General features: G+C 76.5%; 26 protein-coding genes. 15 read left to right on the top strand and 11 right to left on the bottom strand.

Annotation, left to right across the window (positions count from 1 at the left end; all coding sequences use genetic code 11):
* Positions 1-80: 80 nt before the first annotated feature.
* The 7 genes from AB0442_RS26245 (at position 81) to AB0442_RS26215 (ending at position 6,464) form a co-directional block, all read left to right on the top strand.
* Complete coding sequence (locus tag AB0442_RS26245) at positions 81-224, top strand: hypothetical protein (protein ID WP_344625392.1); 144 nt, start codon at positions 81-83, stop codon at positions 222-224.
* Between the two features lie 332 nt (positions 225-556).
* Positions 557-1,777 carry a pitrilysin family protein gene (locus tag AB0442_RS26240; protein WP_366165782.1) on the top strand — a complete coding sequence of 407 codons (1,221 nt, stop codon included), beginning with the start codon at positions 557-559 and terminating at the stop codon, positions 1,775-1,777.
* Entirely contained in the window at positions 1,774-2,634 is an 861-nt protein-coding gene (locus tag AB0442_RS26235) for a hypothetical protein (RefSeq protein ID WP_366165781.1), read from the top strand. The genes AB0442_RS26240 and AB0442_RS26235 overlap by 4 nt, the downstream gene beginning before the upstream one ends.
* 194 nt (positions 2,635-2,828) lie before the next feature.
* Positions 2,829-3,962, top strand: coding sequence for a hypothetical protein (locus AB0442_RS26230; protein ID WP_366165780.1), 1,134 nt, complete (start codon positions 2,829-2,831; stop codon positions 3,960-3,962).
* A 12-nt stretch (positions 3,963-3,974) separates the two neighbouring features.
* Positions 3,975-4,907, top strand: coding sequence for an ABC transporter ATP-binding protein (locus tag AB0442_RS26225; protein ID WP_366165778.1), 933 nt, complete (start codon positions 3,975-3,977; stop codon positions 4,905-4,907).
* The gene (locus AB0442_RS26220) at positions 4,904-5,659 is read left to right on the top strand and encodes an ABC transporter permease (protein WP_344625397.1); all 756 of its coding nucleotides are present in this window, start codon (positions 4,904-4,906) and stop codon (positions 5,657-5,659) included. Before AB0442_RS26225 ends, AB0442_RS26220 begins: the two co-directional genes overlap by 4 nt.
* The gene (locus AB0442_RS26215) at positions 5,652-6,464 is read left to right on the top strand and encodes a hypothetical protein (protein WP_366165777.1); all 813 of its coding nucleotides are present in this window, start codon (positions 5,652-5,654) and stop codon (positions 6,462-6,464) included. The genes AB0442_RS26220 and AB0442_RS26215 overlap by 8 nt, the downstream gene beginning before the upstream one ends.
* A gap of 30 nt (positions 6,465-6,494) precedes the next feature.
* Here the strand turns inward: AB0442_RS26215 and AB0442_RS26210 are convergent, their stop codons facing one another.
* Entirely contained in the window at positions 6,495-8,348 is a 1,854-nt protein-coding gene (locus tag AB0442_RS26210) for a serine/threonine-protein kinase (RefSeq protein WP_366165775.1), read from the bottom strand.
* Positions 8,349-8,534: 186 nt separating this feature from the next.
* The gene (locus AB0442_RS26205) at positions 8,535-9,347 is read right to left on the bottom strand and encodes a hypothetical protein (RefSeq protein WP_366165774.1); all 813 of its coding nucleotides are present in this window, start codon (positions 9,345-9,347) and stop codon (positions 8,535-8,537) included.
* Between the two features lie 203 nt (positions 9,348-9,550).
* Here AB0442_RS26205 and AB0442_RS26200 point away from each other — a divergent pair, with 203 nt between their 5' ends.
* The 4 genes from AB0442_RS26200 (at position 9,551) to AB0442_RS26185 (ending at position 13,307) form a co-directional block, all read left to right on the top strand.
* Positions 9,551-10,420 (top strand): GNAT family N-acetyltransferase, encoded by an 870-nt coding sequence (locus tag AB0442_RS26200; RefSeq protein WP_366165773.1) that lies wholly within the window; start codon positions 9,551-9,553, stop codon positions 10,418-10,420.
* 122 nt (positions 10,421-10,542) lie between these two features.
* Positions 10,543-11,097 carry a DM13 domain-containing protein gene (locus tag AB0442_RS26195; RefSeq protein ID WP_366165772.1) on the top strand — a complete coding sequence of 185 codons (555 nt, stop codon included), beginning with the start codon at positions 10,543-10,545 and terminating at the stop codon, positions 11,095-11,097.
* Between the two features lie 175 nt (positions 11,098-11,272).
* Entirely contained in the window at positions 11,273-12,529 is a 1,257-nt protein-coding gene (locus AB0442_RS26190) for an ArgE/DapE family deacylase (protein WP_366165770.1), read from the top strand.
* Between the two features lie 76 nt (positions 12,530-12,605).
* Positions 12,606-13,307, top strand: a complete 702-nt coding sequence (locus AB0442_RS26185; RefSeq protein ID WP_366165769.1) for an SDR family oxidoreductase — start codon at positions 12,606-12,608, stop codon at positions 13,305-13,307.
* A gap of 25 nt (positions 13,308-13,332) precedes the next feature.
* Here the strand turns inward: AB0442_RS26185 and AB0442_RS26180 are convergent, their stop codons facing one another.
* The 4 genes from AB0442_RS26180 to AB0442_RS26165 form a co-directional block, all read right to left on the bottom strand.
* The gene (locus tag AB0442_RS26180; RefSeq protein ID WP_366165767.1) at positions 13,333-14,754 is read right to left on the bottom strand and encodes a VWA domain-containing protein; all 1,422 of its coding nucleotides are present in this window, start codon (positions 14,752-14,754) and stop codon (positions 13,333-13,335) included.
* The gene (locus AB0442_RS26175) at positions 14,751-15,638 is read right to left on the bottom strand and encodes a MoxR family ATPase (protein WP_366165765.1); all 888 of its coding nucleotides are present in this window, start codon (positions 15,636-15,638) and stop codon (positions 14,751-14,753) included. The genes AB0442_RS26180 and AB0442_RS26175 overlap by 4 nt, the downstream gene beginning before the upstream one ends.
* A gap of 92 nt (positions 15,639-15,730) precedes the next feature.
* On the bottom strand, positions 15,731-16,300 hold the full coding sequence (locus AB0442_RS26170) for a TetR/AcrR family transcriptional regulator (RefSeq protein WP_366165763.1): 570 nt from the start codon (positions 16,298-16,300) through the stop codon (positions 15,731-15,733).
* Positions 16,301-16,363: 63 nt separating this feature from the next.
* A complete protein-coding gene (locus tag AB0442_RS26165) occupies positions 16,364-17,464 on the bottom strand; it encodes a DUF5937 family protein (RefSeq protein WP_366165762.1) in 1,101 nt (366 codons plus the stop codon).
* A gap of 101 nt (positions 17,465-17,565) precedes the next feature.
* On the opposite strand from AB0442_RS26165, the gene AB0442_RS26160 reads away from it, so the two are divergent.
* Together AB0442_RS26160 and AB0442_RS26155 are read left to right on the top strand one after the other, a co-directional pair.
* Positions 17,566-18,828 (top strand): MFS transporter, encoded by a 1,263-nt coding sequence (locus tag AB0442_RS26160; RefSeq protein WP_366165760.1) that lies wholly within the window; start codon positions 17,566-17,568, stop codon positions 18,826-18,828.
* 113 nt (positions 18,829-18,941) lie between these two features.
* Positions 18,942-19,523 carry a Uma2 family endonuclease gene (locus AB0442_RS26155; RefSeq protein WP_366165758.1) on the top strand — a complete coding sequence of 194 codons (582 nt, stop codon included), beginning with the start codon at positions 18,942-18,944 and terminating at the stop codon, positions 19,521-19,523.
* A 7-nt stretch (positions 19,524-19,530) separates the two neighbouring features.
* Here the strand turns inward: AB0442_RS26155 and AB0442_RS26150 are convergent, their stop codons facing one another.
* Positions 19,531-20,421, bottom strand: coding sequence for a hypothetical protein (locus AB0442_RS26150; RefSeq protein ID WP_366165756.1), 891 nt, complete (start codon positions 20,419-20,421; stop codon positions 19,531-19,533).
* 130 nt (positions 20,422-20,551) lie between these two features.
* Positions 20,552-21,352, bottom strand: coding sequence for an AraC family transcriptional regulator (locus tag AB0442_RS26145; protein ID WP_366165754.1), 801 nt, complete (start codon positions 21,350-21,352; stop codon positions 20,552-20,554).
* An 85-nt stretch (positions 21,353-21,437) separates the two neighbouring features.
* Here AB0442_RS26145 and AB0442_RS26140 point away from each other — a divergent pair, with 85 nt between their 5' ends.
* Positions 21,438-22,031: a TIGR03086 family metal-binding protein gene (locus tag AB0442_RS26140; RefSeq protein WP_366165752.1), complete on the top strand. Its 594-nt coding sequence runs from the start codon at positions 21,438-21,440 to the stop codon at positions 22,029-22,031.
* Between the two features lie 43 nt (positions 22,032-22,074).
* Here the strand turns inward: AB0442_RS26140 and AB0442_RS26135 are convergent, their stop codons facing one another.
* The 3 genes from AB0442_RS26135 to AB0442_RS26125 form a co-directional block, all read right to left on the bottom strand.
* Positions 22,075-22,593, bottom strand: coding sequence for a DinB family protein (locus AB0442_RS26135; RefSeq protein WP_366165750.1), 519 nt, complete (start codon positions 22,591-22,593; stop codon positions 22,075-22,077).
* Between the two features lie 105 nt (positions 22,594-22,698).
* On the bottom strand, positions 22,699-23,643 hold the full coding sequence (locus tag AB0442_RS26130; protein ID WP_366165749.1) for a hypothetical protein: 945 nt from the start codon (positions 23,641-23,643) through the stop codon (positions 22,699-22,701).
* A 319-nt stretch (positions 23,644-23,962) separates the two neighbouring features.
* A complete protein-coding gene (locus AB0442_RS26125) occupies positions 23,963-25,015 on the bottom strand; it encodes a transposase domain-containing protein (RefSeq protein WP_366165748.1) in 1,053 nt (350 codons plus the stop codon).
* A 276-nt stretch (positions 25,016-25,291) separates the two neighbouring features.
* Between AB0442_RS26125 and AB0442_RS26120 the strand changes: the two genes are divergently transcribed.
* Positions 25,292-26,677: a hypothetical protein gene (locus AB0442_RS26120; RefSeq protein WP_366165746.1), complete on the top strand. Its 1,386-nt coding sequence runs from the start codon at positions 25,292-25,294 to the stop codon at positions 26,675-26,677.
* Positions 26,678-26,791: the final 114 nt, after the last annotated feature.

The following is a 26,791-nucleotide window of genomic DNA, read 5'->3' as shown; positions in this document are numbered from 1 at the left end:
AGTATCGGTCGTGAGGTGCGCCCGATCGGGTGCACCGACGGTGCCCTCCGGTGATCGCGAGGGCTTGTGCAAGGAGAGTCATGGCAGGGGAAGTGCAGGGATCCGGGCCGGCCGAGGCTGTCGACGCGTCGGTCGAGGTCGACGAAACCGCAGCTCAGGAGTGTTTCGAGCAGCTGGCGGCCGTGAAGGACTCCATCCTCGAGGGTGTCATCACGCCCTGGTAGGGCGGGCCGCGGCCATCGCCTTGACTGAGTTTATTGACTCATGAGTGATGGTCGTGGTTATGTTCTCTCGCCGCCGCAGGAAAGCGCGGCGGAACGGGAGATCCCCCGGATGTCCCGACAACCGTCCCGTGTGGGAGAGGAGGAAAACACCATGGTTCGCAACCACAAGGTCGGCCTGCGTCCGCGTCTGGACAAGGTCAACGTCCGCGCCGGCAAGTAATGCCGTCGCCGGCCGGGGTGACCCGGGCGCACAGCCGCCCGGGCACCCCGGCCCGCACCGCCACCGGCGGCGCCGCGGTGCGCGGCGCCCCACGCCCACGACGGGATGCACCGTGATCGAAACCCCCTGGACCGGCGGCGTCCCCGTCCTGGTCGAGCACCAGCCGCACCTGCGCACCACCAGCCTCGCCGTCGCCCTCGGCCACGGCGCCCGGCACGACCCCGCGACCGGCGCCGGCACCGCGCACCTCCTCGAACACCTGGTGATGTCCGTCCCGCTCGCGGACGGTGTCCCGCTGTGCGAGCACATCGAACGCCTCGGCGGCACCTGCAACGCCGCGACCGGCCCGGACTCCCTGGTGATCCACGCCCAGGTGCTCGACCAGGACGCCGAGCGCGTCGCCGAACTGGTCTGCCGGGCCCTGCTGCGCCCCGAACTCACCCGGGCCGCCCTCGACGCCGAACGTCGGGTCGTCCTCCAGGAACTGGCCGCCGCCGCGGCCGACCCCGCCGACACCGTCCAGGACGCCTTCCTGGCACGGCTGTTCGAGGGCCACCCGCTCGCCTCGCCGGTCGGCGGCCGCCCCGAGACGGTCGAGCGGATCGGCACCGAGGACCTCCGCGCCGCGCACCGCGCCGCGCTCGCCACCGCGCCGCTCGCCGTCGCCGTGGTCGGCGGCCTGCCCGCCGGCCGGATCGCCGCCGCGCTGGAGGCCGGTGGCCTGCGCGAGCTGCCCGCCGTCGCCCCGGCCGGCCCGGACGGACCCGGCCGCCCCGGACCGGTCCGCCCCGGCGGGGTCGACGCCTGGCCCGACGACTTCTGCTGGCTGCTCGCCGGCGGCCGCGCCCCGCACGCCACCGACCCCCGCCGGCACGCCCACACCGTCCTCGCCCACCTGCTGGGCGCCAGCCCGGCCTCCCTGCTGTACGCGCGGCTGCGCAACGAGGACGGCCTCGCCTACTCCTTCCGCTCCTGGTCGCGCAGCTACCGCGACACCGGGGCCTGGCGGATGCTCGCCGGCGCCGAACCCGGGAACGCCCCGAAGGTGCTCGACGCCTTCCGCGAGGTCCTCGCGCAGACCGCGGACGGCCGGGCCGGGCAGGAGGCCGTCGAGGCCGCCGTCCACCAGGCCGTGGTGGAGACGGTGCTCACCGCCGAGTCCCCGCTGGACCGCGCCGTCACCCTCGCCGAGCGCCGTGCCCTCACCGGGACGGACCTCGACCCGGACGAGGAGATCGCCGCCCTGCGCGGGGTGACCGGGGCCCGGGTCGCCGCCGCCGCACGGGAGCTGGCCGACGGGCTGGTCGTCGTCGTCCGCCCGGAGGCGGCGTGAACACCGCCGCCGACCCGACCATGCCGACCGGGCCCGGCCGGGACCCGTTCGCCGTCGGCCCCGCCTACCTGGCGGCCGCGGAGGACGCCGGACTGCTGCACCGCTTCGACGGCCTTCCGGTGGTCGCCGGACCGTACACCGACCCGCTCACCGGTGAGACGCAGTGCCTGGTCGAACACGCCGACCCGGCCCTGCTCGCCGACCCCGGCCGCCTGCTCGCCGAGCTGTTCGCCCGCCACCCCGACTGCACCGCCGCCGTGCTGCGCACCCCCGCCGGCACGCCCGCCGACCCGCGGCTGCAGCCGCTGATCAGCTACCTCCACCTCACCCCGGACGCCGCCGCGACCGCGGGCCGGGCCGCCGCCCCCGCCGTACGGATCACCGAGGACGACGGGCGGCACCGGGACCTCGTCCGCGGCTGGCTGGCGACCGCGGTCTCCGGAGCCCAGGCCGACCTCGGGACGGAGGTCGCCGAGGAGGCCGTCCGCGAGGCGGTCGAGGAGATCCTGCACGCACCCGCCCGGCGGACCTGGCTGGCCTGGGCCGACGGCCACGACCGCCCGATCGGCCACGCCACCGCCGTCACCGACGCCTACGACGACGCCGGCGGCACCCCGTTCGTCGACCTGGTGGACATCCTGATCGAGGACCCCGTGCACATCCCGGCCGCCCAGCCCGCCCTGGTGGCCGTCGCCGCCGCCGAGGCCGCCCGGTGCGGACTGCCGCTGGTCGGCCACGTCTGCCACCACCGCACCGGCCCCGGCCTGCCCCCCGACCCCGGCGCCGCTGTGGTGTCCGCACTGCGGCGCCACGGCTGGCAGGAGTCCTACGGCTACCGCCGCGCCGACCGCCCCTGAGGCACCGGGGGCAGCCGAGTCAGGGGCGCGTGGGGGCACCTCCCGGCCGAAGGCTGGGGGAGAACTGCGCAATTCGGATGTGGGCCGCCGTACGAACCAGGGGCCGGCCCTGATTGCCGGTACGACCGCCCCCGGACCGCGCAGTTCCCCCCGCCCCTGAGTGGTCCCCCTGCCGACCGCCCCTTGGAGACGTCATGTCCGCAGACCCGCAGTCCGACTTCCCGCTCACGCTGTCGTTGCTCCACGAGCTGCTCGGCACCGACCCCGGGGACGGGGTCCGGCCGCTGCTCGCCGCCTCCCGGCAGGTCCGCGGTGTGCTCGCCCCGCTCGTCCTCTCGCTCGCGGCGCGCGAGGGCGTCCCGATGGGCACCGGTTCGCGCGGCGAACTCGACCGGATGCTCCGCCGCGCCGCGCACTACCGCGAACTCGTCGCGCTCGTCGGCACGGTGGAGGGCCTGCGGGTGATGAAGGGCCCGTCGCTGGCCCGGTACTACCCGGGCGGGCTGCTCCGGCCGCCGGGCGACCTCGACCTGGTCGTCCCCGACGAGGCGGCGCTCTGGCAGGCCGTCGCCCTGCTCGGCGGCCGGCAGTCCTTCGAGGGCGCCGTCTACACCGAACTCCGCCAGGACGCCGTCGACCACCGCTTCGTCGGCCTGTGGTGGTACGGCGAGGACCCGTTGCTGGACCACGAGGCCGAGGTGGAGGTGGCCACCTTCGCCTTCGCCGGCGAGCCCGGCATCGTTCCGGTCCGGGCCGCACTGCCCGCCGACCAGGTGCACGCCGACCTGCTGGCGCTCGCCGAGGAACGGTTCCAACGCCCGTTCACCGTCCGGGACTCCATCGACCTGGCGGTCGTTCTCGGCTCGCCGCTCGCGCCCGCCGCGGGCCCGCTCGCGGACAGCGCGGCAGCCCACTGCCTGGCCCCGGAGCTGCTCGAACTCTGCGAGCTCACCGCTGGACGGCCCGGCCTCGGGGAGACCGTTCCGGCGGCGCTGACCGATGCCCTGCGCGAGCCCGCCGCGGCCGAGCGGCACCGCCGGGCCGCCCTTCCGGCGCCCGCGGACCTCCCGGAGTCCGCCGGGGGAGCCGAGGACCGGCTCGCCGCCGGCCGCACCATCCACGGCCTGCAGTTGACCGCGCTGCGCGACGGCGTCCCCCGCGCCGCCGTGCACCACCGCTTCGACGGCGGGCTGATCTCGCGGACCCCGGTCGCCGACTTCCTGATGGTGACGGGCGAACTCGTCGACCCCGCCTGTCACGCCCGGGCGCTCGACGAACTCGACCGGCTCGACCCCTGGCCGGCCGCGGCCGGCACCGGGGGGCGGTGAACGGTGGCCGTCGTGGAGACCGACCGGCTCGGCCGGACGTTCACGGCCCGGCGCGGACGCCGGGTCACCGCCCTCGAAGGGGTCACCCTCACCGTCGAGCGCGGCCAGGTGCTCGGGCTGCTCGGGCCGAACGGGGCCGGCAAGACCACCCTGTCGCGGATCCTCACCACCCTGCTGCTGCCGACCTCCGGCACGGCCCGGGTGGCCGGCCACGACGTCGTCCGCCGGCCCCGCGAGGTGCGCCGCCGGATCGGCCTGGTGCTCGGCGGCGACCGCGGTCTCTACGGCAGACTGACGGCTCGTCAGAATCTCTCGTACTGGGCGGCGCTGCAGGGGCTGGACGCGCGCGCCGCCGAACGGCGCACCGGCGAACTCCTGGAACGGCTCGGGCTGGCCGCCCGCGCCGGCGACCGGGTGGAGACCTTCTCCCGCGGGATGGTGCAGCGCGTCCACCTCGCCCGGGCGCTGCTCGGCGACCCCGAGGTGCTGGTCATGGACGAGCCGACCAACGGCATGGACCCGCACTCGGCGGCCGGCTTCCGCACCCTCGTCCGCGAACTGCGGGACGCCGGGACGACCGTCCTGCTCACCACGCACGACATGCACGAGGCGCAGGCGCTCTGCTCCCACCTCGCGCTGATCGACCACGGCACGATCCTCCGGCAGGGTGCGGCCGACACCCTGCTCGCCGAGGTCTCCGCCCGGCGCACCGTCACCGCCACCGGCGTCCCGCCGCGCGCCGCCGAGGCCCTCGCGGGGCTGCCCGGCACCGAGGTGGAGCTCGGGCCGGGCGGCGCGGTCACCGTCCGCCCGGACGGCGCCGAGGCGCTCACCCGGGTCCTCGCCGTGCTCGTCGAGGCCCGCGCCGAGGAGATCTCGGTCGCCGTGCCCGGCCTCACCGAGGTGTACCGATCCGTCATCGAGGACCGGGAGTTCGTCGTTTGATCGCCGCCGCCCGGATGCAGGCCGTCCTGATCGTCCGCTCACCGGACCTGCTCGCCACGCTCGCCGTCATCCCGCTGTACTCCCTGGTGTTCTTCTCCGCGCTCGTGCACCACCACCGGGAGTCGGCGGCCACCACCGTCGCCCTGACCGCCTTCCTGATGAGCCTGTGGTCGCACGCCGTCTTCGTCGCGGCCGAGACGGTCGACACCGACCGCCGCGAGGGCACCCTGGAGCCCTCGCTGCTCACCCCCGGCCGCTACCTCGCGGCGCTGGCCGTCCGGGTCGGCACCACCACCGCGCTCGGGCTGCCCGTGCTCGCCGAGGTGCTGCTGATCGGGCGGTTCGGGTTCGGCCTGCCCGTCCGGATCGCCGAGCCCGGGCTCTGCCTGCTGGTGGCCGTGCTGACCGCGCTCGGGGTGGCCGCGACGGCCCTGCTGATCAGCGGTGTGATGATCCTCGTCCGCGGGGCCCGGGCCCTGCAGAACGCGCTGACCTACCCGTTCTACCTGCTGGCCGGGCTGATCGTGCCGATCGGCGTGCTGCCGGGGCCGGTCCGGGCCGTCGCCCGGTGCTTCTTCCTCGCCCACGGCGCCCAGCTGCTGCGCGACGCCGCGGCCGGCACCGCGCAGGCCGCCGGCCCGCGGGTCGCCCTGCTCGCCGCCCTCGTGGCCGTGCACCTGCTGCTCGGACTGCTCGTGCTGCGCAGGGTCCTGGCGTCCGTCCGCTCCGGAGAGGTGGCCCTCCATGCCTGAGCGCCGCAGTACCACCGTCGCCCTGTCGACCGCGCTGCGGCAGTTCGGGCACGGGCTGCTCAGCAGTCACCAGGACTACCGGTCCATGTTCACCTGGCGTTCCTGGGCGGGCGGCTGGCTCGTCCGGCTGCTCTGCCAGGTGCTGTTCTTCGCGACCCTCGGCACCCTGCTGGGCTCCGCGCAGGCCACCGGTGAGATCGCCTTCGGCAACGCCGCCGCCCTCGGTCCGCTCGCCGCGCTCGGCGTGGTTTCCTCGACCGTCGGCGAACGGCGCTCCGGCACGCTGGAGTTCCTGCTCGTCACCCGGGCGAACCCCTTCCTGGTGCTGGCCTCCCGCGGCCTGCACTGGGTGCTGGACGGCATGCTCACCTCGTCCGTCGCCCTCGCCGTCGTGCCGCTGCTGCTGCCGGTGCCGCTGCACCTGCCCGCCCTGCCCGCCGTCGTCGCCGTCAACCTGCTGGTCTCCCTGAGCAGTTACTGCCTGGCGCTGACGCTCGCCGGGATCTCGCTGCGTCACCCCGAGTCCCGGATGTACCTCACCGCCGGGACGACCATCGGCTACCTGCTGCTCTGCGGCATCACCACACCAGTGCCGCAGGACGGCCTGCCCGCCCGGCTGGCGGCCGTCCTGCCGATCACGCACGGGCTCGCGCTGATGCGTCGCCTCGCCGAGGGCGCCCCGTTCTCCTTCGGGCCGCTGCTCGCCGAGGCGGGCGTCGCCCTGCTCTGGGGCGTCGCCGCGCACCTCACCCTCGGCCTGGCGCTGCGCCGGGCCGTCCGCACCGGCAGCCTGGTGCTGCACTGACGGCGGTCGGCGTCCCGGCGCCGGGCGGTCTCAGCCGCAGTGCACGGCGCGGTTGCCGAGCGAGCGGGTGGTGGCGGTCTGCCCGGCCCAGGTGATGCTGCCGGAGCCGTTGATGCAGGTCTTCACCGCGGCCACCCGCACCGGACCGGCGAACTTGGCGAAGCTGCCCTGGTCCGTGGCGGTGGTGCCGGCGACCTTGCTGCAGCTCGCCGCCGCCGTGGTCTGGGAGCACCGGCTGATGCTCGCGCTCACCGCGGAGGCCGTGCCGTAGCCGCTGTTGACCGTCTTGATGGTGGCGGCGCAGTTCTTGCCGCTCGCGGAGTCGAACCAGATGTAGAAGTAGCCGAACACCACGCCCGACGCGGTGGTCACCGGGTAGCTGCCGATCAGGCCGCCGCTGCAGCCGTACGTGCCGGCCGAGGTCGCCGGGGACGGCGGCACCGTGGTCGGTCCGGCGGTGGTGGGCGTCCCCGGGGTGGCGGGGGCGGTGCCCGGGGCGGGCGTCGTACCGGGCTGTCCGCCGCCGCCCGCGGTGCCGGGTGCGCCGGGCGTGGCACCGGCCGAGGCGCCGGGCGCGCCGGTGGTCCCCGTCGCGGAGGCCGACGCCGCGGCCGAACCGGACGGTACGTCCGTCGACGGAAGCGCCCAGGTGGCACCGTCCGCGGGCACCTCCCCGGTCGAGCCGGCGCCGCCGTCGGCCGACGAGGCCCCCGCGGACGCACCGGCCGCCGTGGGCCCGCCGTCCTTGCCGCCCTGCGCACTCACCGCCCAGGTGATCCCCGAGACCAGCGCCAGGGCCAGCGCGGCACTGCCCGCCACCAGTCCGGCCCGGCGGCCCGCGGAGCCCTGCCACCAGGAGGTCCGGTGCTCGTCCTCCCACGGGTCGAGGAGGTCCACCGGCGCCGGAGCGGGCGACTGCGGGACGGGGGAGAACGAGGCCGCCGCCGGGAAGCCCGCGGAGGGAACGGCGGATCCGACGGAGCCGGCGGGTGCGGCGGGTGCGGCAGGCTCGTGGGCCGGGGCGGCGAAGCCCGCCGGGCCGCTGCCCGCGGCCGCGACCTCCGGTCCGAGGGCGTCGAGCCGGTCGAGCACCTCGTCGGCGCTCGCCGGGCGCTCCTCGGGCGCCTTCGCCAACAGTTGCAGCACCAGCTCGTCCAGCCCGGCCGGAACACCCGGCTGACGGCTGCTCGGCGGCGCCGGGGCTTCCCGCAGGTGCGCACCGAACTGCACGGTCGGCTCACGGTGCCCGAACGGCGGCTTGCCGGTGAGCAGTTGGTACAGCAGGCAGCCCACCGCGTACAGGTCGCTGCGCTCGTCGACGTGCTCCGCGCCGCGCACCAACTCCGGTGACATCCAAGGCACTCCGGCCAGTGCCCCGGACGGACCGCTGCCCGGCTGCCCGGTCTCCGGGACGTCGACCGCCAGGCCCGGCAGCTTCACGGTGCCGTCCGCGGCGAGCAGCAGGTGGGCCGGCCGCAGGTCCCGGTGCACGGTGCCCGCCGCGTGCGAGGCGGCCAGGCCCGCGCAGATTTGCCGGGCCCACTCGGCGGCACGGGCGGCACCGGGCAGCCCGTCGGCGGCCAGGGCCTCCTCCAGGCTGCGGCCGGCGACCTGCTCCAGGACGGCGTACACCGTGCCGCTCGCCGGGTCCGTTCCGGCGTCCAGCACCGTCACCAGGTGCGGGTGATCCGGCCGTTCGGCCGCGGCGCGGGCCGCCTCCGCGAGCCGGGCGGCCTCCTCCGGCGCCGCACCGGGCCCCGCCAGGACGGCCGCCTCGACCGGAGCACCGAGCTGCCGGTCGTACGCCCGCCACCGCTCGCCCGCCCCCGCCGGGGCCAGCCGCTCCAGCAGTTCGTAGCGCTCACCCAGCAGCTGTCCCTGCACGCCAACGTCCCTTCGTCCCCGCTCTTCAGACCGCCCGGCGCGTCGGACGTCCGGTCAAGAACCTAGCGGCACCCGGCTTCCGGGCCGCACCCGGTGCCCCCCTCCGGCCACTGCCCGGCGGCACCGGTGGAGGAGCTGCACGCACGGTGTGAACGTCGGGCCCGCCGCTCGGGCGGGTGCGACCCGTCAGACGCCCTTGAACAGTGCGAGTTCGAGGAGGTCCGGGCGCCTGGCCGGCCAGTCCGGGCAGGTGGAGGCCAACTGCTCGGCGGCCGCGTGCATCCACTCCAGGTAAACGCGGTAGCGGTGCGGCGTCCACCCGCCGTCGGACCAGGTCCACCGGGCGATCTCCGCAGTGTCCGGCAGCCCGGCGGCCAGGCCGACCGGCACCGCCAGGGCACGCAGGGCGGCCGCCACCCGGGAGTCCAGGATCAGCGGCAGCGGCCCCGGGACGGCCTCCACCAGGGCGAGGCCCGCGAAATGGAGGAACTTGGTGAAGAATGCGGGCCCCAGCCCCGGCACGGCGCCGTCCAGCCTCCGGTAGGCCGCCACGGCACCTTCGGAGGTCAACGCCTGCACGGCTCCGGCGAGCGCCCCGGCCGTCCCCGGGTGCGCGAGGATCCCGGCGAGCACGACCGGCCCGCGCCAGGGCCGGTTGCCGCGCCCCCAGACGTACGGCACGACCAGCGCCTCGTCCCACCGCCCGCCGTCCAGCGCCGATCCGACGGCCTCCCGGACCTGCGCCCGGCTGACCGCCACCGTGCCCGTCGCGCCCCTGACCCCGAGCACCTCCGGCCACGGCCCGATGCCCGCCCAGTGCGCCGGTACGCACCCCACACCGTGCATCCCGGTGCCCGCCGCCCCAGCGAAGGCGGCGCCCTTGTCGGCCGCCCAGGCACCCAGCCGCACCCTGGCCTCGGAGGGCAGCAGCGCCTGCCGCATCGCCGCGTCCAACCGGTCCGCCGCCGCCTGCTTCGAACCGCCCGCGCTCTGCTGCATGGGCGGGAGCCTAGGCGGGCAGGTGCGGGGTGTGCCGGGCTTCGGGTAATCCGTTGCCGTGGATGCGGGGGTGGCGGAGACTGACGCGGTGCCGGGCCGGGACCGGAGGACTGCTGCGCGGGAGTGTGGGGCCGATGACGGGTGTGGTGCCTGGATTGCCGGCGGGGTACCGGGGGCGGGCGGCGTGCGCCGAGGACGTGCCGGTGATCCACGGACTGGTGGCGGCGTGCGAGACCGAGCTGTACGGGCAGGTGGAGACCGACCCGGGCGGGATCGCGGCCGATCTGGCCCGGCCGGGCCTGGAGTTGGGCGCGGACACGCTGTTGGTGCACGACGCGCAGGGGCGGCCGGCCGCACGGGCCTGGGTCGACCGGCGGTCGGAGGTGGACGTGCACCCGGAGCACCGGGGCAGGGGCCTCGGCGCCGCCCTGCTGGACTGGGCGGAGGCGCGCGCCCGGCAGACGGGGACCGAGCGGATCGTGCAGACCGTCCCGGACTCCGACGCGGGGGCCGTGGCCCTGGTCCGCTCCCGCGGCTACGGGCCGCTGGTGCGGGCCTGGCTGATGGAGATCGCGATGCCCCGGGAGCCGGCGCTGCCGCAGGCCCCGCAGGGCGTCACCGTCCGGCCGTTCCGTGCGGGCGACGGGCCGGCGGTGCACCGGCTGACCGAGGACGCCTTCGCCGAGTGGCAGCCGCGCCGCAAGGCGTACGAGGAGTGGGCGCAGCACACCGTGGAGCGGCCGACGTTCGCCGCGCGGATGTCCTCGCTGGCCTTCGTGGACGGGCAGGTCGTCGGCGCCGTCCTCGCGCTGGACCTCCCCGACACCGAGGACGGGTACGTCGAGCGGGTCGCGGTCGCCCACGACCACCGCAACCGGGGGATCGCGCGGCTGCTGCTGCGGCACTCCTTCCTGGCCTTCCACCGGGCCGGCCGGCGTTCCTGCACGCTGTGGACGCATTCGGGCACCGGCGCGCTCGGCCTCTACGAGCGGGTGGGCATGACGGTGCGGCGCAGTGCGACGACCTTCGTGAAGGACCTGTCGCAGGGCGCCGAGGGGCCGCCGCCGGCCTGAACCGGGCTGCGGGCCGGGCAGGTTACGGGCTTCTTACCGCCGGGCCGCGAACATGGCGCGGGCCGACGGCCGCGCGGTACCCATGAGGTCTGCCGCCGTCCGACGCACCCCCGGGGGAGACCGTGAAGTTCCGTGCACCGCTGCGCCGCAGGCCCGCCCGGCGGGTGACCGTTCCGCTCGCCCTGCTGGTGCTGCTCGTCGGCGGGTTCGGGTTGTACCTGTTCGCGCCCTGGAAGGCGTTCACCAGCACCTCGGTGGACGAGGCGCTGCCGTCCGCGTCCGTGTCCGCGAGCCCGGCCGCGTCGGCCGCCGCGACGACCGCCCCGGCGGCCCCGGTGGACCTGGCACGGGGCGGGTTCGTCGCCGGGGAGCACCCCACCACCGGCACGGCCCGGCTGGTGCGGCTGGCCGACGGCACGGTGGTGCTGCGGCTGGAGGACCTGCGGACCTCGGACGGCCCGGACGTCCGGGTGTACCTGTCGGCGCTGCCCGCCGCCCAGTCGCGGCTGGACTCGCTCGGCGAGGGCGCGGTCGAACTGGACCGGCTCAAGGGCAACCTCGGCAACCAGAACTACACCGTGCCGCCCGGCACCGACCTGGAGCGGGTCCGCAGCGCGGTGATCTGGTGCCACCGCTTCTCGGTCGGCTTCGGCGCCGCCGACCTCGCCCGGGTCTGAGCCCGCCCGCCCCGGGCCGCGGCGCAGGTCCGGCGGGGCGGCCGGCGGGCCCGTGACCCGGGCGGGGCACTCTGACAGGCGGGGCACTCTGACAGGCTGGGCGGGCGACCCACCGGCCCGCCCTCCGACCGGCCCGCCAGGGCTGCCGGGCGGGCCCCGACCGGAAGGCCCGCCCGTGACCGCAGACCTCACCGCCCGGGAGGCCGCCGCGCTGGCGGCCGTCGCCCGGACGCTGCTCGACCTGATCGCGATCCCCAGCGTGACCGGCAGCGCCGCCGAGTCGGAGATCCAGCACCACCTGGCCGGTCTGCTCGACGGGCTCGGCCTGGAGACCGACCTGTGGTCGATGGACCTGCCCGCGCTGCGGGCGCACCCGGACTTCCCCGGCACGGAGGCGCCGCGCGAGGAGGCCTGGGGGCTGGTGGCGGGCACCGGCGGGGACGACGGCCCGACGGTGGTGCTGCAGGGGCACGTGGACGTGGTGCCGCCGGGCGACGCCGCCCAGTGGGTCGGCGACCCGTTCGTGCCCCGGGTGGCCGGGGACGCGGTGCACGGCCGCGGCGCCTGCGACATGAAGGCCGGCCTGGCGGCGCACCTCGCCGCACTGGCCGCGATCCGGGCGAGCGGCGCCCGGCTGCGCGGGCGGGTGGCGGTGCACTTCGTGGTCGGCGAGGAGGACGGCGGCCTCGGGGCGTTCGGCACCCTGCGGCGCGGGTACACCGGCGACGCCTGCCTGATCACCGAGCCGACCGGCGGCACCCTGGTGACGGCGAACGCCGGCGCGCTGACCTTCCGGATCGAGGTGCACGGCCGGGCCGCGCACGCCGGCACCCGGAACGAGGGGGTGAGCGCGATCGACGCCTACCTGCCCGTCCACGCCGCGCTGGCCCGGCTGGAGGCCGCCCGCAACACCGCTCCGGACCCGCTGATGGCGGAGTACCCGATCCCGTACGCGCTCTCGGTGGGGAAGGTCCGGGCGGGGGACTGGGCGAGCAGCGTGCCGGACCGGCTGGTCGCCGAGGGCCGGCTCGGGGTGCGGCTGGGGGAGGACCCGGCGGCGGCGATGGCGGACCTGGAGGAGTGCGTGGCCCGGGCCTGCGCGGCGGACCCGTGGCTGCGGGAGCACCCGGCGTCGGTGACCTGGCCGGGCGGGCTGTTCGCCAGCGGCCGGCTGCCCGCCGGGCATCCGCTGGGCGGTCTCGTCCGGGCGGCGCACGCGGACGCGGTGGGCGGTCCGGCGCTGCGCGAACGGGGTGCGCCGTACGGCAGCGACCTGCGGCTGTACGCGGCCGCCGGGGTGCCGACGCTGCAGTTCGGGCCGGGGGACGTCCGGGTCGCGCACAGCCCGCGGGAGCAGGTGTCGGTGCGGGAGACGGCGGAGGTCGCGCGGACCCTGGTGCTGGCGGTGCTCCGCTCGGCCGGGGCGGACTGACCCAGCCGCTTGCAGGTGGAAACCGATCGGTTTACCTTGGTGGAAACCGATCGGTTTCCTCTGAGGGGAGATTCCCATGACCGCGATCAAGGGCGCAGCCGTCCTCGTCACCGGCGGCAGCCGCGGCATCGGCCGGGCGCTGGTGGACGCGCTGTACGAACGCGGCGCCGCCAAGGTCTACGCGACCGCACGCGACCCGCGGACGGTCACCCACCCCGAGGCCGTCCCGCTCGCGCTGGAGGTCACCGACCCGGCGTCCGTCGCGGCCGCCGCCGCCCGCGCCCAGGACGTCACCGTCCTGATCAACAACGCCGGCGCCGCGGTCAACGCGTCCTTCCTGGACTCGCCGGTGGAGGACGTCCGCCGCGAGTTCGAGACCAACTTCTACGGCCCGCTGCTCACCGCCCGCGCCTTCGTCCCGCTGATCGAACGCAACGGCGGCGGCCACCTCCTCAACGTCCACTCGGTGCTGTCCTGGATCGGCCTGGCCGGCTCGTACAGCGCCTCCAAGGCGGCCCTCTGGTCGCAGACCAACTCGCTGCGCCTGGAGTTGAAGCCGCGCGGCATCAACGTGACCGGCCTGCACGTCGGTTACGTCGACACCGACCTGACCTCCGGCATCACCGCCCCCAAGGCGGACCCGGTCGACGTGGCCCACCGCGCCCTGGACGGCATCGAGTCCGACGCCCACGAGGTGCTCGCCGACGACCTCTCCCGCCAGGTCAAGGCCGGCCTCGCCGGCGACCTCGCCGTCCTCTACCCCCAGCTCGCCGCCTGACGACCGCCCGTGGCCGTGCGGGGCGTCAGACCGGCAGCAGGCGGGCGACGAGGTCGGTGAGGCGGCGGGCGTTGCGGCAGGGGTGCATCTCGGCCACGGTGGCGTAGGCGAGGGCGGCGGAGTCGCCGGTGCCCCAGAGGGTGGCCTGTTCGGGGTTGAGCCAGATGACCCGGCGGGCGCGGTCGGCGATCCGTTGCAGGGCTGGCAGGTTCGGGTCCCAGCCGTTGGTGCGGGCGTCGCCGAGGACGAGGACGGCGGTGCGCGGGCCGACCGCGTCGAGGTGGCGTTCGGCGAACTCGCCGAGGGCGGCGCCGTAGTCGCTGCTGCCGTGCCAGCCCGCCACCGCCGCCTCGGTGAGGATGCGGCGGCCGAGTTCGGCCGGGTCGGTGTCGGCGGCGACCAGCCGGGTCACCTCGTCGGTGCGGTTGACGAAGGCGAACACCCGGACCCGGGCGAACTGGTCGCGCATCGCCCGCACCAGCAGCATGGTGAACTGTGCGAAGCCCGCGACCGAGCCGGAGACGTCGCAGAGCAGCACGATCTCCGGACGGGCCGGGCGGCGCCGCCGGTACGCGGGGCGCATCGGCACCCCGCCGGTGGAGAGCGAGCGCCGCAGGGTGCGCCGCAGGTCGATCCGGCCGTGCGCGGCCCGGCGGCGGCGCGCGGCCAGCCGGGTGGCCAGTTTGCGGGCCAGCGGCTGGACGGTGCGCCGCAGTTCGGCGAGCTGCTCGGGCCCGGCGGCGAGGAAGTCGACCCGGTCCGGGGCGGGGGCGACGGCGCGTGCGGCGATCCGCTCGGTGCCGCGCACTTCGGCGACCCGGCGGCGCGCCTCGGTGCCGACCTGGGCGCGGAACTCCCGGATGCGCCGCCGGACTTCGTCCTCGGCGAGCCGGTCACCGAGCCCTCCGTCGTCCGGGCCGGCCGGCCCGGCACGCAGCGCGGCGAGCACCCGGGCGAGCAGGGTCTCCGGGTGGAGGAGGCCGAGGGTCTGGTAGGCGGACCAGCCGTCCGTGCCGGGCGAGGTGCCGTAGCGGCCGAGCGCCTCGACCGCCTCGCCGGCGATCCGGGCGCCCGCCGCCCGGTCGCCCGCGGCCAGCGCCTCCGCGAGCCGGTCGCGCAGCTCGGCGACGGCGGCGGGCCGGTCCACGGGCGGGTCCGGCGGCTGCCCGGCGCCGTGCGGGGTGCCGACGCCGAGCGGGAAGAAGAGGTCGAACACCGCGTCGAAAACGGCCCGTTGGCCGCCGGCACGCAGCAGGACCGCGGCCAGGCCCTCCCGGACCTGCTCCCGGTCGGCGAGTCCGAGCACGGCCAGGGCGGCCGCCGCGTCGGCGGTCTCGCCGGGGCCGATCCGCAGGCCGTGGCCGCGCAGCGCCTGGACGAGGCCGGTGAGCCGGGCCGCGAGGTCGGGCGGGTCCGCGGGGGTGGCCGGGGCCTGCGGGCCGGTCACGCGGGTGCCAGCTTCGCGGCGGCCTTGAGCAGGTCGTCCTGGTGCTTGAGGACCACGCCGAGGGTGTCGCGGAGGAGGGCGCCGTCGAGCGTCCCCGCGCCGAGGGCGAGCAGGGTCCGCGCCCAGTCGATGGTCTCGGCGACGGAGGGTGCCTTGCGCAGTTCCATGCCGCGCAGGGCGGTGACCACCGTGACGAGCGACTCGGCGAGCACCGCGTCCAGGCCGGGCACCTTGAGGCGGACGATCCGCTGCTCCAACTCGGCGTCGGGGAAGTCCAGGTGGAGGAAGAGGCAGCGGCGGCGGAGGGCTTCGGAGAGTTCCCGGCTGGCGTTGGAGGTGAGCACGACGAAGGGGCGGCGGACCGCCCGGATGGTGCCGAGCTCGGGCACGGTGATCTGGAAGTCGCTGAGCACCTCCAGCAGCAGTCCCTCCACCTCGACGTCGGCCTTGTCGGTCTCGTCGATGAGCAGCACCGTGGGCTCCTCGCCGCGGATCGCGGTGAGCAGCGGCCGGCTGAGCAGGAACTCCTCGCCGAAGACGTCGGTGCGGGCCTCGTCCCAGCTCTCGTCGCGGCCGGCGGTGATCCGCAGCAGCTGTTTGGCGTGGTTCCACTCGTAGAGCGCGCGGGCCTCGTCGATGCCCTCGTAGCACTGCAGCCGGACGAGCCGGGCGGCGCCGAGCCGGGCGACGGCCTTGGCGAGCTCGGTCTTGCCGGTGCCCGCCGGGCCCTCGACGAGCAGCGGTTTGCCGAGCCGGTCGGCGAGGAACACGGTGGTGGCGACGGCGGTCGAGGCGAGGTAGCCGACCTCGGCGAGCCGGGCCGCGACCTCGTCGACCGAGTCGAAGAAGCCCGTTCCGACCGGGGTTCCGTCCGTGCCGTGCATGCTCGACTCCCTTGGGTGTCAGACCGTGCAGGGCATGTTACCCGTGAGTACCTTCCGGTGGAACGGTCTTCGCGGGCCGGCTCGGCCGGGGCTCAGTGCAGCCCGGCCGCGTCCAGCAGGGCGGTCGCCGTCGGCACCACCAGTCCTGCCAGCGACTCCCCGGCCGCCCCGGCCCGGGCGCTCGCGCCGTCGAAGACCAGCGTCAACTGCCGGGCCAGCAGCGCGGGATCGGCGGCCCCGCCGCGCTCGGCCTCGGTCCGGAAGAAGTCGGTCAGGGCCTGCTTGGCCCGGGTGGCGACCACGCTCGCCGGGTGCGCCCCGTCCTTCAGCTCGACCTGCGCCGCCAGGAACGGGCAGCCGCGGTAGTCCTCCGCCCGGGAGAGCTCCTCCAGCCGCTCGAAGACGTGCAGCACCCGGGCCCGGGGCGGGCGCGGGTCGTCCGCCCCGGGCAGCAGCAGCGCCGCGTACCCGGGCGCGCGCCGCTCCAGGGCTGCCGCCATCACCTCGTCCTTGCTGTCGAACAGCTGGTACATGGACCGCTTGGACACCCCCGCCGCCTTGCACAGCGCGTCGATCCCGGCGCCCACACCCTCCCGGTAGAAGAGCTCGGTCGCGGCGTCGAGCAGCCGGTCGCGCGGGGAGGGCTTCGCCTGGGTGTCCATGCCGCCGAGGCTACCGCCCGCGCCGCCGCGAGGAAACCGATCGGTGTATGACCCTGGTCGGGCTCAGCGCAGCACGGCCTCCAGCAGGTCGCCGCCGAGCCGGGCGCTGGTGGCGAGGTCCAGCTCGTACAGCACGTAGCGGCCGCGGCGGCGGGTGGTCAGCAGCCCGGCCCTGCGCAGCACCGCGAGGTGGCGGGAGACCTCGGGGGCGGTGAGCTGCCAGGCGTCGGCGAGCTCGCCCGTGGTGTGCGGGCCGCGCGCGATCGTCCGGGCGAGCCGCAGCCGGACGGGGTGGGCCAGCGCCTCCAGCCGCTGCTGGACGAGCGCCAGCGACACCGGGTCGGTGCCGCCCGCCTCGGCGATCGGGTACTGCAGCACCGGCCGCCACCCGGCCGCGTACACCACCGGCAGGTGCGGCCGCCCGAAGGCGCTCGGGATGAACGTCACCCCGCCCGCAGCGACCGCACTGGTCGTGTTGTCCTGCAGCTTGTCGACGACGATCCGCCGCCGCCCCGGCTCCGCCTCGTCCAGCACGATCACCGGGGAGACCGCGGCCAGCGCCTCCGCCGGGCCGCGCCGGGCCAGCAGGTCGGCCTTCTGCCGGGCGTCCGCGGCCAGCGAGGGCAGCACCCGGCGCCAGGCGTCCGCGAAGAACGCCCGCTCGCAGTCCTCCAGCAGCCGGCGCACGGCCGCCCGGGCGGCCGGCGGATCGGCGAGCAGCCGGTCGGCGAAGGCCGCCTGCCGCGGCCCCCGGGCCGCCGCCAGGTCCCGCGCCCGCTCGGCCGCCGCCGGATCGGTCAGCGGCGAACCCGCCGGCCGGTACGACAGCCGGGACGAGCCGCAGGTGGTGACCAGCGCCGCGACGGTGTACAGCTCGTCCTCCAGCCGGTCCACCGCGTCCAGTTCCTCCGCCAGCGTGGTACCCGGCAGGGCCGGGAAGAGGAAGTCCGCCCGCGAGGACCGCCACAGGAAGTCCGCCTCCAGCAGCCGGTCCGCCAGGCCCGCGGGCAGCGCACCGGTGGTGGCCGCCGCCCAGCCGTGCAGCTCCGGATGGTGCGCGGGCTCCGCGAGGACGTGCAGCATCGCGTTCAGCTCCGCCAGCGGGGACGGCGCGAACAGCAGCGCCTCGGCCGGCAGGCCGGTGACGTCGATGGTCAGACTCATGCCGGCGATCCTGCCATCCCGTCCCCACCCTCCCGCCGACGGTTGACGGGGACCGTCAATCCGCGTGCCACCGCCCCGCCCCGCGGCGCAGCGTGGCCGCCATGAGCCTCCTCCACCGCCCCGCCCGCCCCGCCGCGACAGCTGACGCCCCGACTGCGTCCCAGGCCGCCGAACTCCCCGGCACCGCGCGCCTGCTGAGCATCGCCGGTGGCCGCCGCTACGCCCTTGCCGTCCTGGTCGACGCACTCGGCGCCGGCCTGCTCCGCCCCTTCCTGCTGCTGTACGGCGTCGGGGTGATCGGCCTCGGCGTCGGCACCGCCGGACTCGCGCTCTCCGCCGGCATGCTGGCCGGCCTGGCCGCCGTGCCGCTGACCGGACGCTGGATCGACCGCGGTGCACGGAGCCTGCCGGTGGCCGCGACGCTGCTCGCCCGGGCGACCGGCGTGGCGGTCCTGCTCGCCGCCTCCGGCGCGGCCGGGTTCACCGCGGCGGCCGTGCTGCTCGGCATCGGCAGCCAGTCCTGGCCGACCGCGCACGCGGCAGTGGTCGCCGCACTCACCGAGGGCCGGCTGCGGGACGCCGCCCTCGCCGCCGGACGGGCGCTGCGCAACGCGGGCCTCGGCGTCGGCGCCCTGGCCGCCACCGCGGCGACCGCGGGCGGCACCGGCGCCCTGCGGACCCTCGCCCTGGCCACCGCCCTCGCCTGCCTGCTGGCCGCCGGCCTGGTCTGGTCGCTGCGGCTCACCGTCCGGCCGGCCGCCGCCCGGCGGGACACCCCTGCCGACGGGACGGCCGCAAAGGGGCCGAGCGGCACCGCCCTGCTGCGCGTGGCCAACCTGCCGTACGCCTTCTGCTTCGACGTGCTCGAAGTCGCCCTGCCCGCGCTGCTGGTGACCACCCTGCACGTCGCACCGGCCTGGTCCTCGGGCATCTTCGTCGGCAACACCGTGATGGTGATCACCACCCAGCTCGCCGTGGTGCTGTGGATCTCCCGCCGCTCCCGGAGGTCCGCCCTGGCCGCCTCCGGTCTGGTGCTCGCCCTCTCCTACCTGGGCTTCTGGGCGGCCGGCTCGCTCGGCGGCACGGCCGGGGCCGCGGCCGTCGCGGGTGTCTCGGTGCTCTACACCGCCGGCGAGATCCTCTACACCGGCACCGGCACCGCCCTGGTGGTCGCCGCCGCACCGCCCGCCCGCCTCGGCCGGGCCCTCGCCCGCTGGGAGCTCTCCAGCGGCCTCGGCCGCGCCGCCGCCCCCGCCGCCCTCACCGCCCTCCTCGCCGCCGGTCCCCACCTCCTGTGGCCCGTCCTCGCCGCCGCCACCATCCTCGGCGCCGCCCTCGTCCGCCGCTTCGGCCCGCGGGTGTGAGGGACACTGCCACCGAGGTGCCGCCCACGGGCCGACCTCGGCCGCTATTGTCGGACGGGAAGGCGCTCGTTGCCGGATGCCGGGCGGATGTCCGAGGCGAAGGAGGACAGCTCATGACCGCGCTCTCCGACAGGCCTCACATGCTGCCCGAGGAGTTCGAGGAAGTCGCCCGCCTGGCGGCCAGGTCGGCCGAGGGGCTGCGGCTCGAGTTCATCAACGGAAAGCTCGGGGTCAAACCGGTGCCCGACGGCGACCACGGCCGCATCATCCAGTGGCTGATGCGGATCTGCATCCAGGCACGGCCGGACCTCTGGCTGCACGACCAGGGGCTCAAGGTGCAGTCCTACCGGGCCGGTCACGCACGCCCGGACGGCACGCTGGCACCGGCCGACGCGTTCGTCGGCCAGGGGGAGTGGGCCGGCACCGAGGACGTACTGATGGTCGTGGAGGTCACCTCGTACGACTCGGACACCGACCGGCGGGACCGGGTCGAGAAGCCGCGCGCCTACGCCGAGACCGGCATCCCGGTGTACCTGCTGATCGACCGGGACAGCTGCGAGGTCACCGTCCACAGCGACCCCGACGGCGTCCGGTACGAGCGCACCCTCACCGTGCCCTTCGGGCGCGAGGTGGTGCTCCCGGAGCCGGTGGGTGTCGTGCTCGACACCGAGCCGCTCACCGCCTGGGTGCGCTGAGGTTTCGTCAGGGGATGTGCTGCTGAGGGCGGCCGGCGGCCTGGCTACGGCGCCGGTACCGGGCGGGGGATCTGGGCCCCGCGGAGCAGTTCGCGGGCGTGGCCGGCGCCGACCCGGTTGCGTTCCGCGGCGGCCGCGTCGACCCGGGCGGGAGGTCCGGCGGCAGCCCCCGGGGTGCCGGCGCCGCCGGGGGCGGGGCCGTGGGCATGCTGCGCTGCAGACGGGTGCGGAGCAGGGCCTGCGGGGCGTGGACGCGTTCGGGCAGGCCGGCCAGCAGGGTGTGCAGGAGGCGGTGCGGTCGGGCGTCCCGGGTGAGCCAGTCGGCCGCCAGCGGGGCGAGGGCGGCGGCCTCGGCCGTGCTCAGACGCAACCGTGGGTCGTGCCGGGCGAGTTCGAGGAGCAGGCGGGCCTCCGGCCCGCAGGCCCCGTCGGGTGGTGGGGTGTTCTCCGCAGTCTTGGAATCTGGTGAAGTGCGGGCCTGCCGACCCTTCGACCGGCCGAGTGCCGGGATTCGACGCGCAGGAGGCGCCGGGGCGTCCCCGGCTGCCGCGGTGCGGTCGGTCGCTGCGGCGCCCTCCCAGGCGGCGGCGATCTCCTCGGCGGTGCGGAGCGGGACGGAGGTGACCATGACGTCCGTCGTCCAGGTGCCCTTGGTGGGGTGCTGGCGGCGGCGGACGTGCAGGTAGCCCTCGTCGATCAGCTGGTTGCGGGCGCGGGAGACCGCCATGCGCCCCTCGGCCATCCGGTGACCGATCGTCAGGACGGTCTCCCTGGTGCCGGGCGGCAGGGAGAGCGCCCACAGCAGCAGGGACTTGGCGGTGGCCCGCAGACGCGGGTGCCGGACGATCTCGCGGGATGCCCGGACATACCGGTCGGGCGCGATAAGGTGGACGTGCATGTGGAGGGCTTGCTCCTGTGCCGGGCCCCGGGGTGTTGGCGCACCGCCGGGGTCAACTTTTGATCCGTAGCCGGACGGTAGCACAGCGTGACACCGCGGTGCATGGTCGCAGGTCGGGGCCGTGGACGGGTCAGCGCGAGCCGTGGGCGTACCGGGCGGGCGGGGTGCCGACCGCGGCGGTGAAGTCGCGGGTGAGGTGGGCCTGGTCGGCGTAGCCGAGGTCCGCGGCGAGGGCCGCCCAGTCGACGTCCGCGCCGCTGTCGGCGTGCCGGGCCGCCTCGTGCAGGCGGGCCCGCCGCAGCACCCACTTCGGCGAGGCGCCGACGTACTCGGCGAACAGCCGTTGCAGCTGCCGCACTCCGAGGCCGAACTCCGCCGCGAGGTCGTCGACCCGGCGCAGTTCGGGGGCGGAGGTGATCCGCTCGACCACGGCGGCGACCCGGTCGGCCGTCGGGTCGGGTTCGGGCAGGCGGGCGAGCAGGAAGGCGTCGGCGAGGGCGCGGAGCCGCTCCGGGTCGGCGGGGCCGCCCGTGATCTCCTCGTTCAGCCGGTCGGCCTCCGGGCCGAAGAACTCGGCGGCGGGCACCGACCGGTCGGCGAGGGCGGAGACCGGGCGGTCGGTGAACGGGCGGAAGCCGCCGGGCCGGAACTTCACCCCGAGCGCGTGCCCCCGCCCCTCCAGCCGGCGGACGAACAGCGAGCGGTCCACCCCGTAGACCCTCGCCCGGGGCTCCTCGAAGACCAGGTGCACATGGGGGTGGGCGAGCACCTTCTGCTCGTACGGCGGCCGGTCGCGGCAGTCCCAGCGCACTAGCCAGTAGAACTCGGCGAAGCGGTCCGCCCCGGGGGCGGGCTCACGCCGATCCAGTTCGATCACGGCCGCCGCCCTGCCGGGGTGGAGCACCCCGCGTCCCAGGTCCGGTGCACTCATGCCGGCCAGGGTAGTGGGCGCGGCGCGGCCGGGCCGTCGCGTTTCTTCAAGACCGCGGCCGGGGCGCCGGCGGAGGATCGGCCGCATGAACGGTCACCCCCTGCACCCCCGGATGTCCGGCGCCGCCGCCGAGGCCGCCCGCATCGCCCGCGGCGTCCGCCCCGAGCACCTGGACGGCCCCACCCCCTGCACCGACTTCGACACCCGGGCCCTGGTAAACCACTGGGTGCTGTACACCTCGCACGGCCTGGAGCACCGCGCCCTGCGGACCCCGCTGCCGGAGGACCTGGTCGCCCGCGACTTCACCGCCGACGCCGCCTGGGCCGAGGCCTACGCCGCGCAGCTGGACCGGGCCGTCGGAGCGTGGGCCGACCCGGCCGTCTGGGAGGGCGAGGTGGACCTCGGCGGCACGCCCGTCCCGGCCGAGACCATCGCCAAGATGCTGATCAAGGAGATGGTGCTGCACGGCTGGGACGTCGCCCGCGCCACCGGCACCGAGGTCGAGGTGCCCGACGACCTGGCCGAGCTGGTCCTCGCCGTGGTCGAGGAGAACGCCGAGCTCTACCGGCAGTTCGGCGGCTTCGCCGACCCCGTCCCGCTCCCCGCCGACGCCCCGCTGCTCCACCGCGCCCTCGCCGCCTCCGGCCGCGACCCGCACTGGGCCCCCGAGCAGGCGTAGCCCGGGGCCCGTCCCACCGCCGGCAGACCGCTGGACGCCCCGGTCACCGGGTGTCGGTGTGGTGCAGGATGCGGCGGACGTCGTGGACGTGGTGGTGGCCGTCGTGGGCGTTGTTGCGGGCGATGGTCCCGGCGGGCTGGGGGCCGCGGGTGGCGTGCCGCAGGACGGTGCCCGCCGCGACGGCGGCGGTCACCGACTCCGTCCAGGCCTGCACCGCGCGGTCGAGCGACCAGAGGGCGGCCGCCGGGGCGATCTCCAGGTAGCGGCGGCCCCGGGCGACCAGGTCGGGGTCGTAGCCGCCGACGTCGGCGGCGCCGGCCAGCCGGGCGCCGGCGAGCCGCTCGGCCCAGATCCGCAGGTTGTCGGTGACGTGGCTGACGTAGGCGGCCGGTGTCCACTCCAGCTCCGGGTGGCGCTCCCGGCCCGTCCGGCCGTCCAGCAACTCGCGGAACCGCCGCGGCAGCTCGCCCACCACCGCGAGGCAGTCCGCGGGCGTCGCCGACCAGGCGAAGCCGCAGGCCGCGCACGGGTCCCCGTACAGTGCCGCCCCCCATGTCTCCATGGCTCCGCACTGTACCCGAACCAACTTGCGGCCCGCGGCAGTCGGTGCCGACGGGGCCGGCCGGCAGAGCCGCTGCCGACCGGCCCCGCCGGGGTCCGTGCGGGCTCAGCCCGCGGTGTTGAGGGTGTCGTCGACCCGGGCCGCCTGCTCCTGTAGCTGGATCCCGACGGTGCGCAACTCGTCCTCGTGCCCCGCCATCAGGGCGTGCTGCCGGTCCACCTCGGCGGCGAACCAGATGCCGACCACGTTGCCCCGCTGCTTGCAGGCGACGTCCGCCTCGGCCGTCCGCCGCTCGTCGCGGCCCGGGCCCTCCCCCGCGAAGGCCGGGTCGGCGGCGGCGTCCAGCGGCGTGCCGTAGTGGAAGCCGTTGGCGAGCATGCACGCGGACCAGCCGCGGAACGCCTCCTGCACGGCGGGCGTCCGCTGCGACTCGGTGAAGCCCTCCGCGTCGATCTCGCGCACCAGCGGAGGATCGCCGAGGAAGGCCGCCCGTCCGGAGAGCTCCTTCGTCATCTCGCCCGTGCAGCCGCCCGGCGGGACCGTGCGGGAGCCGTAGGGCGCGGGGGTGCCGTCGTCGGTGCCGGCCGTGCCGTTGCCGCGCAGCACGAGCAGGTACCCCGGGTCGGCGTTCCGGGGCCCGGGTGTGGCCGCGGGCGTGGCCGGCCGACCGGGGTCGGCCGGGGCGGCGTGGTACCCGGTGGTCCTCGCCTGCTGCGCGCTGGTCACCCCGTACCGCATCCGGGCCGGCGTGGTGGGGCCGCTGTCCGCCAGGACCGGATCGTCGGCGAGGGCGAAGCCGAAGCGGCGCATGCACTGGTCGACCAGCTTCCGCGCGGCGCGGTCGAGGTCGCGCCGCGCCTGCGGGGTGAGCAGGTGGTCGGCGAGCGGCAGGCGCAGGTCGAGGCCGTCCGTCACGGTGGCTGTGGGCGCCGGGGCATGGGCCGCCGGGGCCGCGCCGGCGGAGCCCGAGCAGCCGGTGGCCGAGGCGAGGACTGCCGCCGCTCCCAGGGCGGCCGCCAGGGCGGTCAGGAGGCGGGATGGTCCGGGCATGGCCTGGGGGCTCCTCGGGGCGGGTGCGGATGGTCGCGCGGCGGGGCGGGCCGGGGCCGCCCGGCGGTGGCGCGGCCGGACTCCGGCGGGGCGTGCTCGTCGGGTGTGCACGAGGCGTTCCCGGTCGGAGGGCGGCGGTCGCAGGTGTGGGGGTGCGCCCGGTCGCCCGGTGGTTCGCGTGTGGAACGGGCCGACGTGGTTCTCGGCGGGGGCTGTGCCCGCCGCGCCGGGGTCGCGGGCGCGGCGGCGGCGAGGCCGGCCGGACGGAACGCTAGCCGCGCGATTTCGCGGCGGGCAATGTCGTTTGCTTAGGAACGGTTCACCGGGCCCCCGGGCACGGGCCGCAGGCGAAGGCGGCCAGGTCCGCGGCGCGGCGCCGGGCGTTGTGCACGAGCAGCCGGCCGTACAGCTCCTGGTCGACGCCCTCGGCGGTGCGGCTGGTGAGCGGTGCGGCGTCCGGTCCGGCGGCGAGCAGGGCCGCGCCGAGCAGGCGGCCGTCGGGCACCGCGTCGGTGGCGGCCAGGAGTTCGCCGGCCGGGGCCAGGGACGGGTCGAGCAGGGTGGTCACCAGGCCGGCCCCGATGACCCGCAGCGGCACGCCGCGCGGCCGGACGAGGAACGAGCCGTCCTCCAGCCGCCGTTCGGGCTGCAGCGGCAGCCGGGCGGTCGGCAGCCGCCAGGCGACGCCGGTGCCGCGGGCCGCCGCCGCAGCGGCCAGCGCGTGGTCCGGGGCCGGTCCCTGGACGACCAGCAGGGTGTCCGGCCCGACGGAGCGGAGCAGGGTCGCGGGTGCGCCGGACGCGTCCCAGACGGCGTCGACGACCTGGCCGGTGCCGCCGTCCAGCAGTCCGGTGACCGTGAGCCGCGGGGTGGGGGAGGTGTGCCGGGAGGCGGCGGTGCGCCGCTCGGCGAGCAGGTGCAGGGTGCGGCCCCGCCAGTACGGCGCGCAGTGGTGCGGCGGTGCGGACCACTGCCGTGGAGCGGGCGCTCCGCCGGTGCCGGCTTCGGTGCCGGGGAGCGCGGAGTCCCGGAACAGGACCTCCAGCGGGCCGCTGCCCAGGCGTTCGCGCGCCTGGAAGATGGCGGCCTTGCCGGCCGACGGGCCGGGCTGGCTGAGTCCTGCGCGGCGCAGGCCGGACTCCAGGCGGCGCATCACGTCCAGGTAGGGCGCGGGCGAGAAGGCGGCCATCGCGAGGACGAAGTAGACCATCCGGCGGGCCGGCAGCAGGCGGCGTCTGCGCTCGGTGCGGCCGCAGGCCGCGATCGCCGCGTCCACGAGTTCCGGCGGGTAGGCGCGGACCAGCAGGTCCACCACGGCCGCGTCCGCGTCGCCGCGGTCGTCGGGCCCGGTGGGGGCGGTGTCGTAGGACAAGGGCATCCCCGGTGGTGAGTCGGTGCGGCGGGGGCCGCGCCCGATGCGGCGTCGGGCGCGGCCCCCGCCGAAGTCTCGCCGCTGCGCGTATCCGCGGCGTAGCGCGGCGGTAGCGCGGCCGCGGGACGGGCGCGACGACCGGTTATGTTCATGTCATGAATGTGGCGTGTGCATGAGTGATCGAATTCACACCATCCGTGCACGCAGTGAAGGAACACGGGGCAGATCCCGTGAGTTTCCCGAGCGAACTGTCGACCCGTCAGCTGAGGAGACCCTGTGGCCCGCAAACCGCGCCCCGTCGATCCGGCCGACGGCCCGGTACAGGCCTTCGCCTACGACCTCCGGATCGTCAGGGAGCAGGCAGGGAACCCCACTTACCGGGTTCTGGCCGACCGGGCCGGCTTCGGCGCAACCACCCTGAGCGATGCCGCCGGCGGTGTCCGGTTCCCCAGCCTGGAGGTCACCCAGGCCTACGTGGGCGCCTGCGGCGGCGACGTGGCCGCGTGGACCAGGCGCTGGCAGGAGGTCGACAAGCGACTGGCGTCCGACGCCGGTGCGCCGCCCGCCCCCGCCGAGCCCGAACCGCCGGCCACCACCCTCGCCACCGCCGCCGAACCCGCAGCCGCGGCATCGGCAACACCGGCCGCACCGTCCGCCGGGAAGCCCGCCGCGGAGTCCGCCGCACAGGCCGACGGCACGGCGGACGGGGCGTCCGCGGACGCGGCCCCGCCCACCCCCGGCACCACTGCACCCGCCGACCTCGCCGAATCCGCTCCGGCGCGCCGATGGCCGGTCGGCTGGACGACCGCGGGCACGGCCGCCGTGCTCGCCCTCACCGTCGTCCTCGTCCTGGTGGTGGTGCGGTCCACCTCCTCCGCGGCGAACCACCCCTCCGCCGGTGCGGCTCCGATGGCCTCGGCCTCCGCGATGGCCGCCTCCGCGGTCGGCTGCCCGGCCGCCGACGGCGCCACCCCCGCCCTCTTCGCCGGCGAGACGTACAACGCCACCACCCGGGTGCGGGCCGGCGCCAGCCTCAGCGCGGACGTCGTCGCCCAGCTCCCGAGCGGTTGCCGCCTCGCCCTCACCGGCTTCTGCCTCGGCGACGTCGTGCTCGACACCACCTCGGGCTCGCCCGACGTCCGGTGGTTCCGGCTCGCCACGGGCGGCTACGTCTCCTCCGCCGTCGTCCACGGCAACCCGCCCGCCGGGCTGCGCCCCGCCGATTGCCCGGACGGCGTGGCCCCGGCCTCCTCGATCGCGCTCGCCGCGGCCGCACCCGCCGGTGCGCCCGGCGCGCTCGAACTCCGTGCCACCGGCGACCACGTGGCGATCGTCGGCTACGCGGCCTACCTGCCCCGATCGGGCAGCGCCATGCCCCAGTGGCAGCAGATCGGCTTCACCTCCGAGGCCGCCACCGGTTTCAAGGTGACCTGGCGGCCCGCCGCACCGGCCGAGGGCGGCGCGGCCGGCGGTGGTGGCCCGGCCGTGCCGGTGGTGGCGGTGGCCTGCTTCGGCGGCGACGGGCCGACCGCCGTCGCGGACGCCCGGCTGATCGCCCGGCCCGCGCCCACCGGAGCGCTGCCGGGGGCGGAACTCCCGGAGGCCGACCTGGCCCGTGCCCGCAAGGCCGCCTGCCGCTACCCCGACCAGGGACACGGCTGACGCCCGTCATGTGACGGGACTGAACCGGGCGATGCCCGCCCGTTCCCGATCAAGGAGCCGTCAAGATCGGTGCGGACAGCGCCAGGAACGCGTCAGGAAGGCCGGGGGAAGCCC

This window comes from Kitasatospora sp. NPDC085895 (genome assembly GCF_040702125.1).
Taxonomy (GTDB): Bacteria; Actinomycetota; Actinomycetes; order Streptomycetales; family Streptomycetaceae; genus Kitasatospora; species Kitasatospora arboriphila.
Note: the sequence above shows the minus strand (reverse complement) of the source record. Positions and strands in the feature narration are given on the sequence as shown.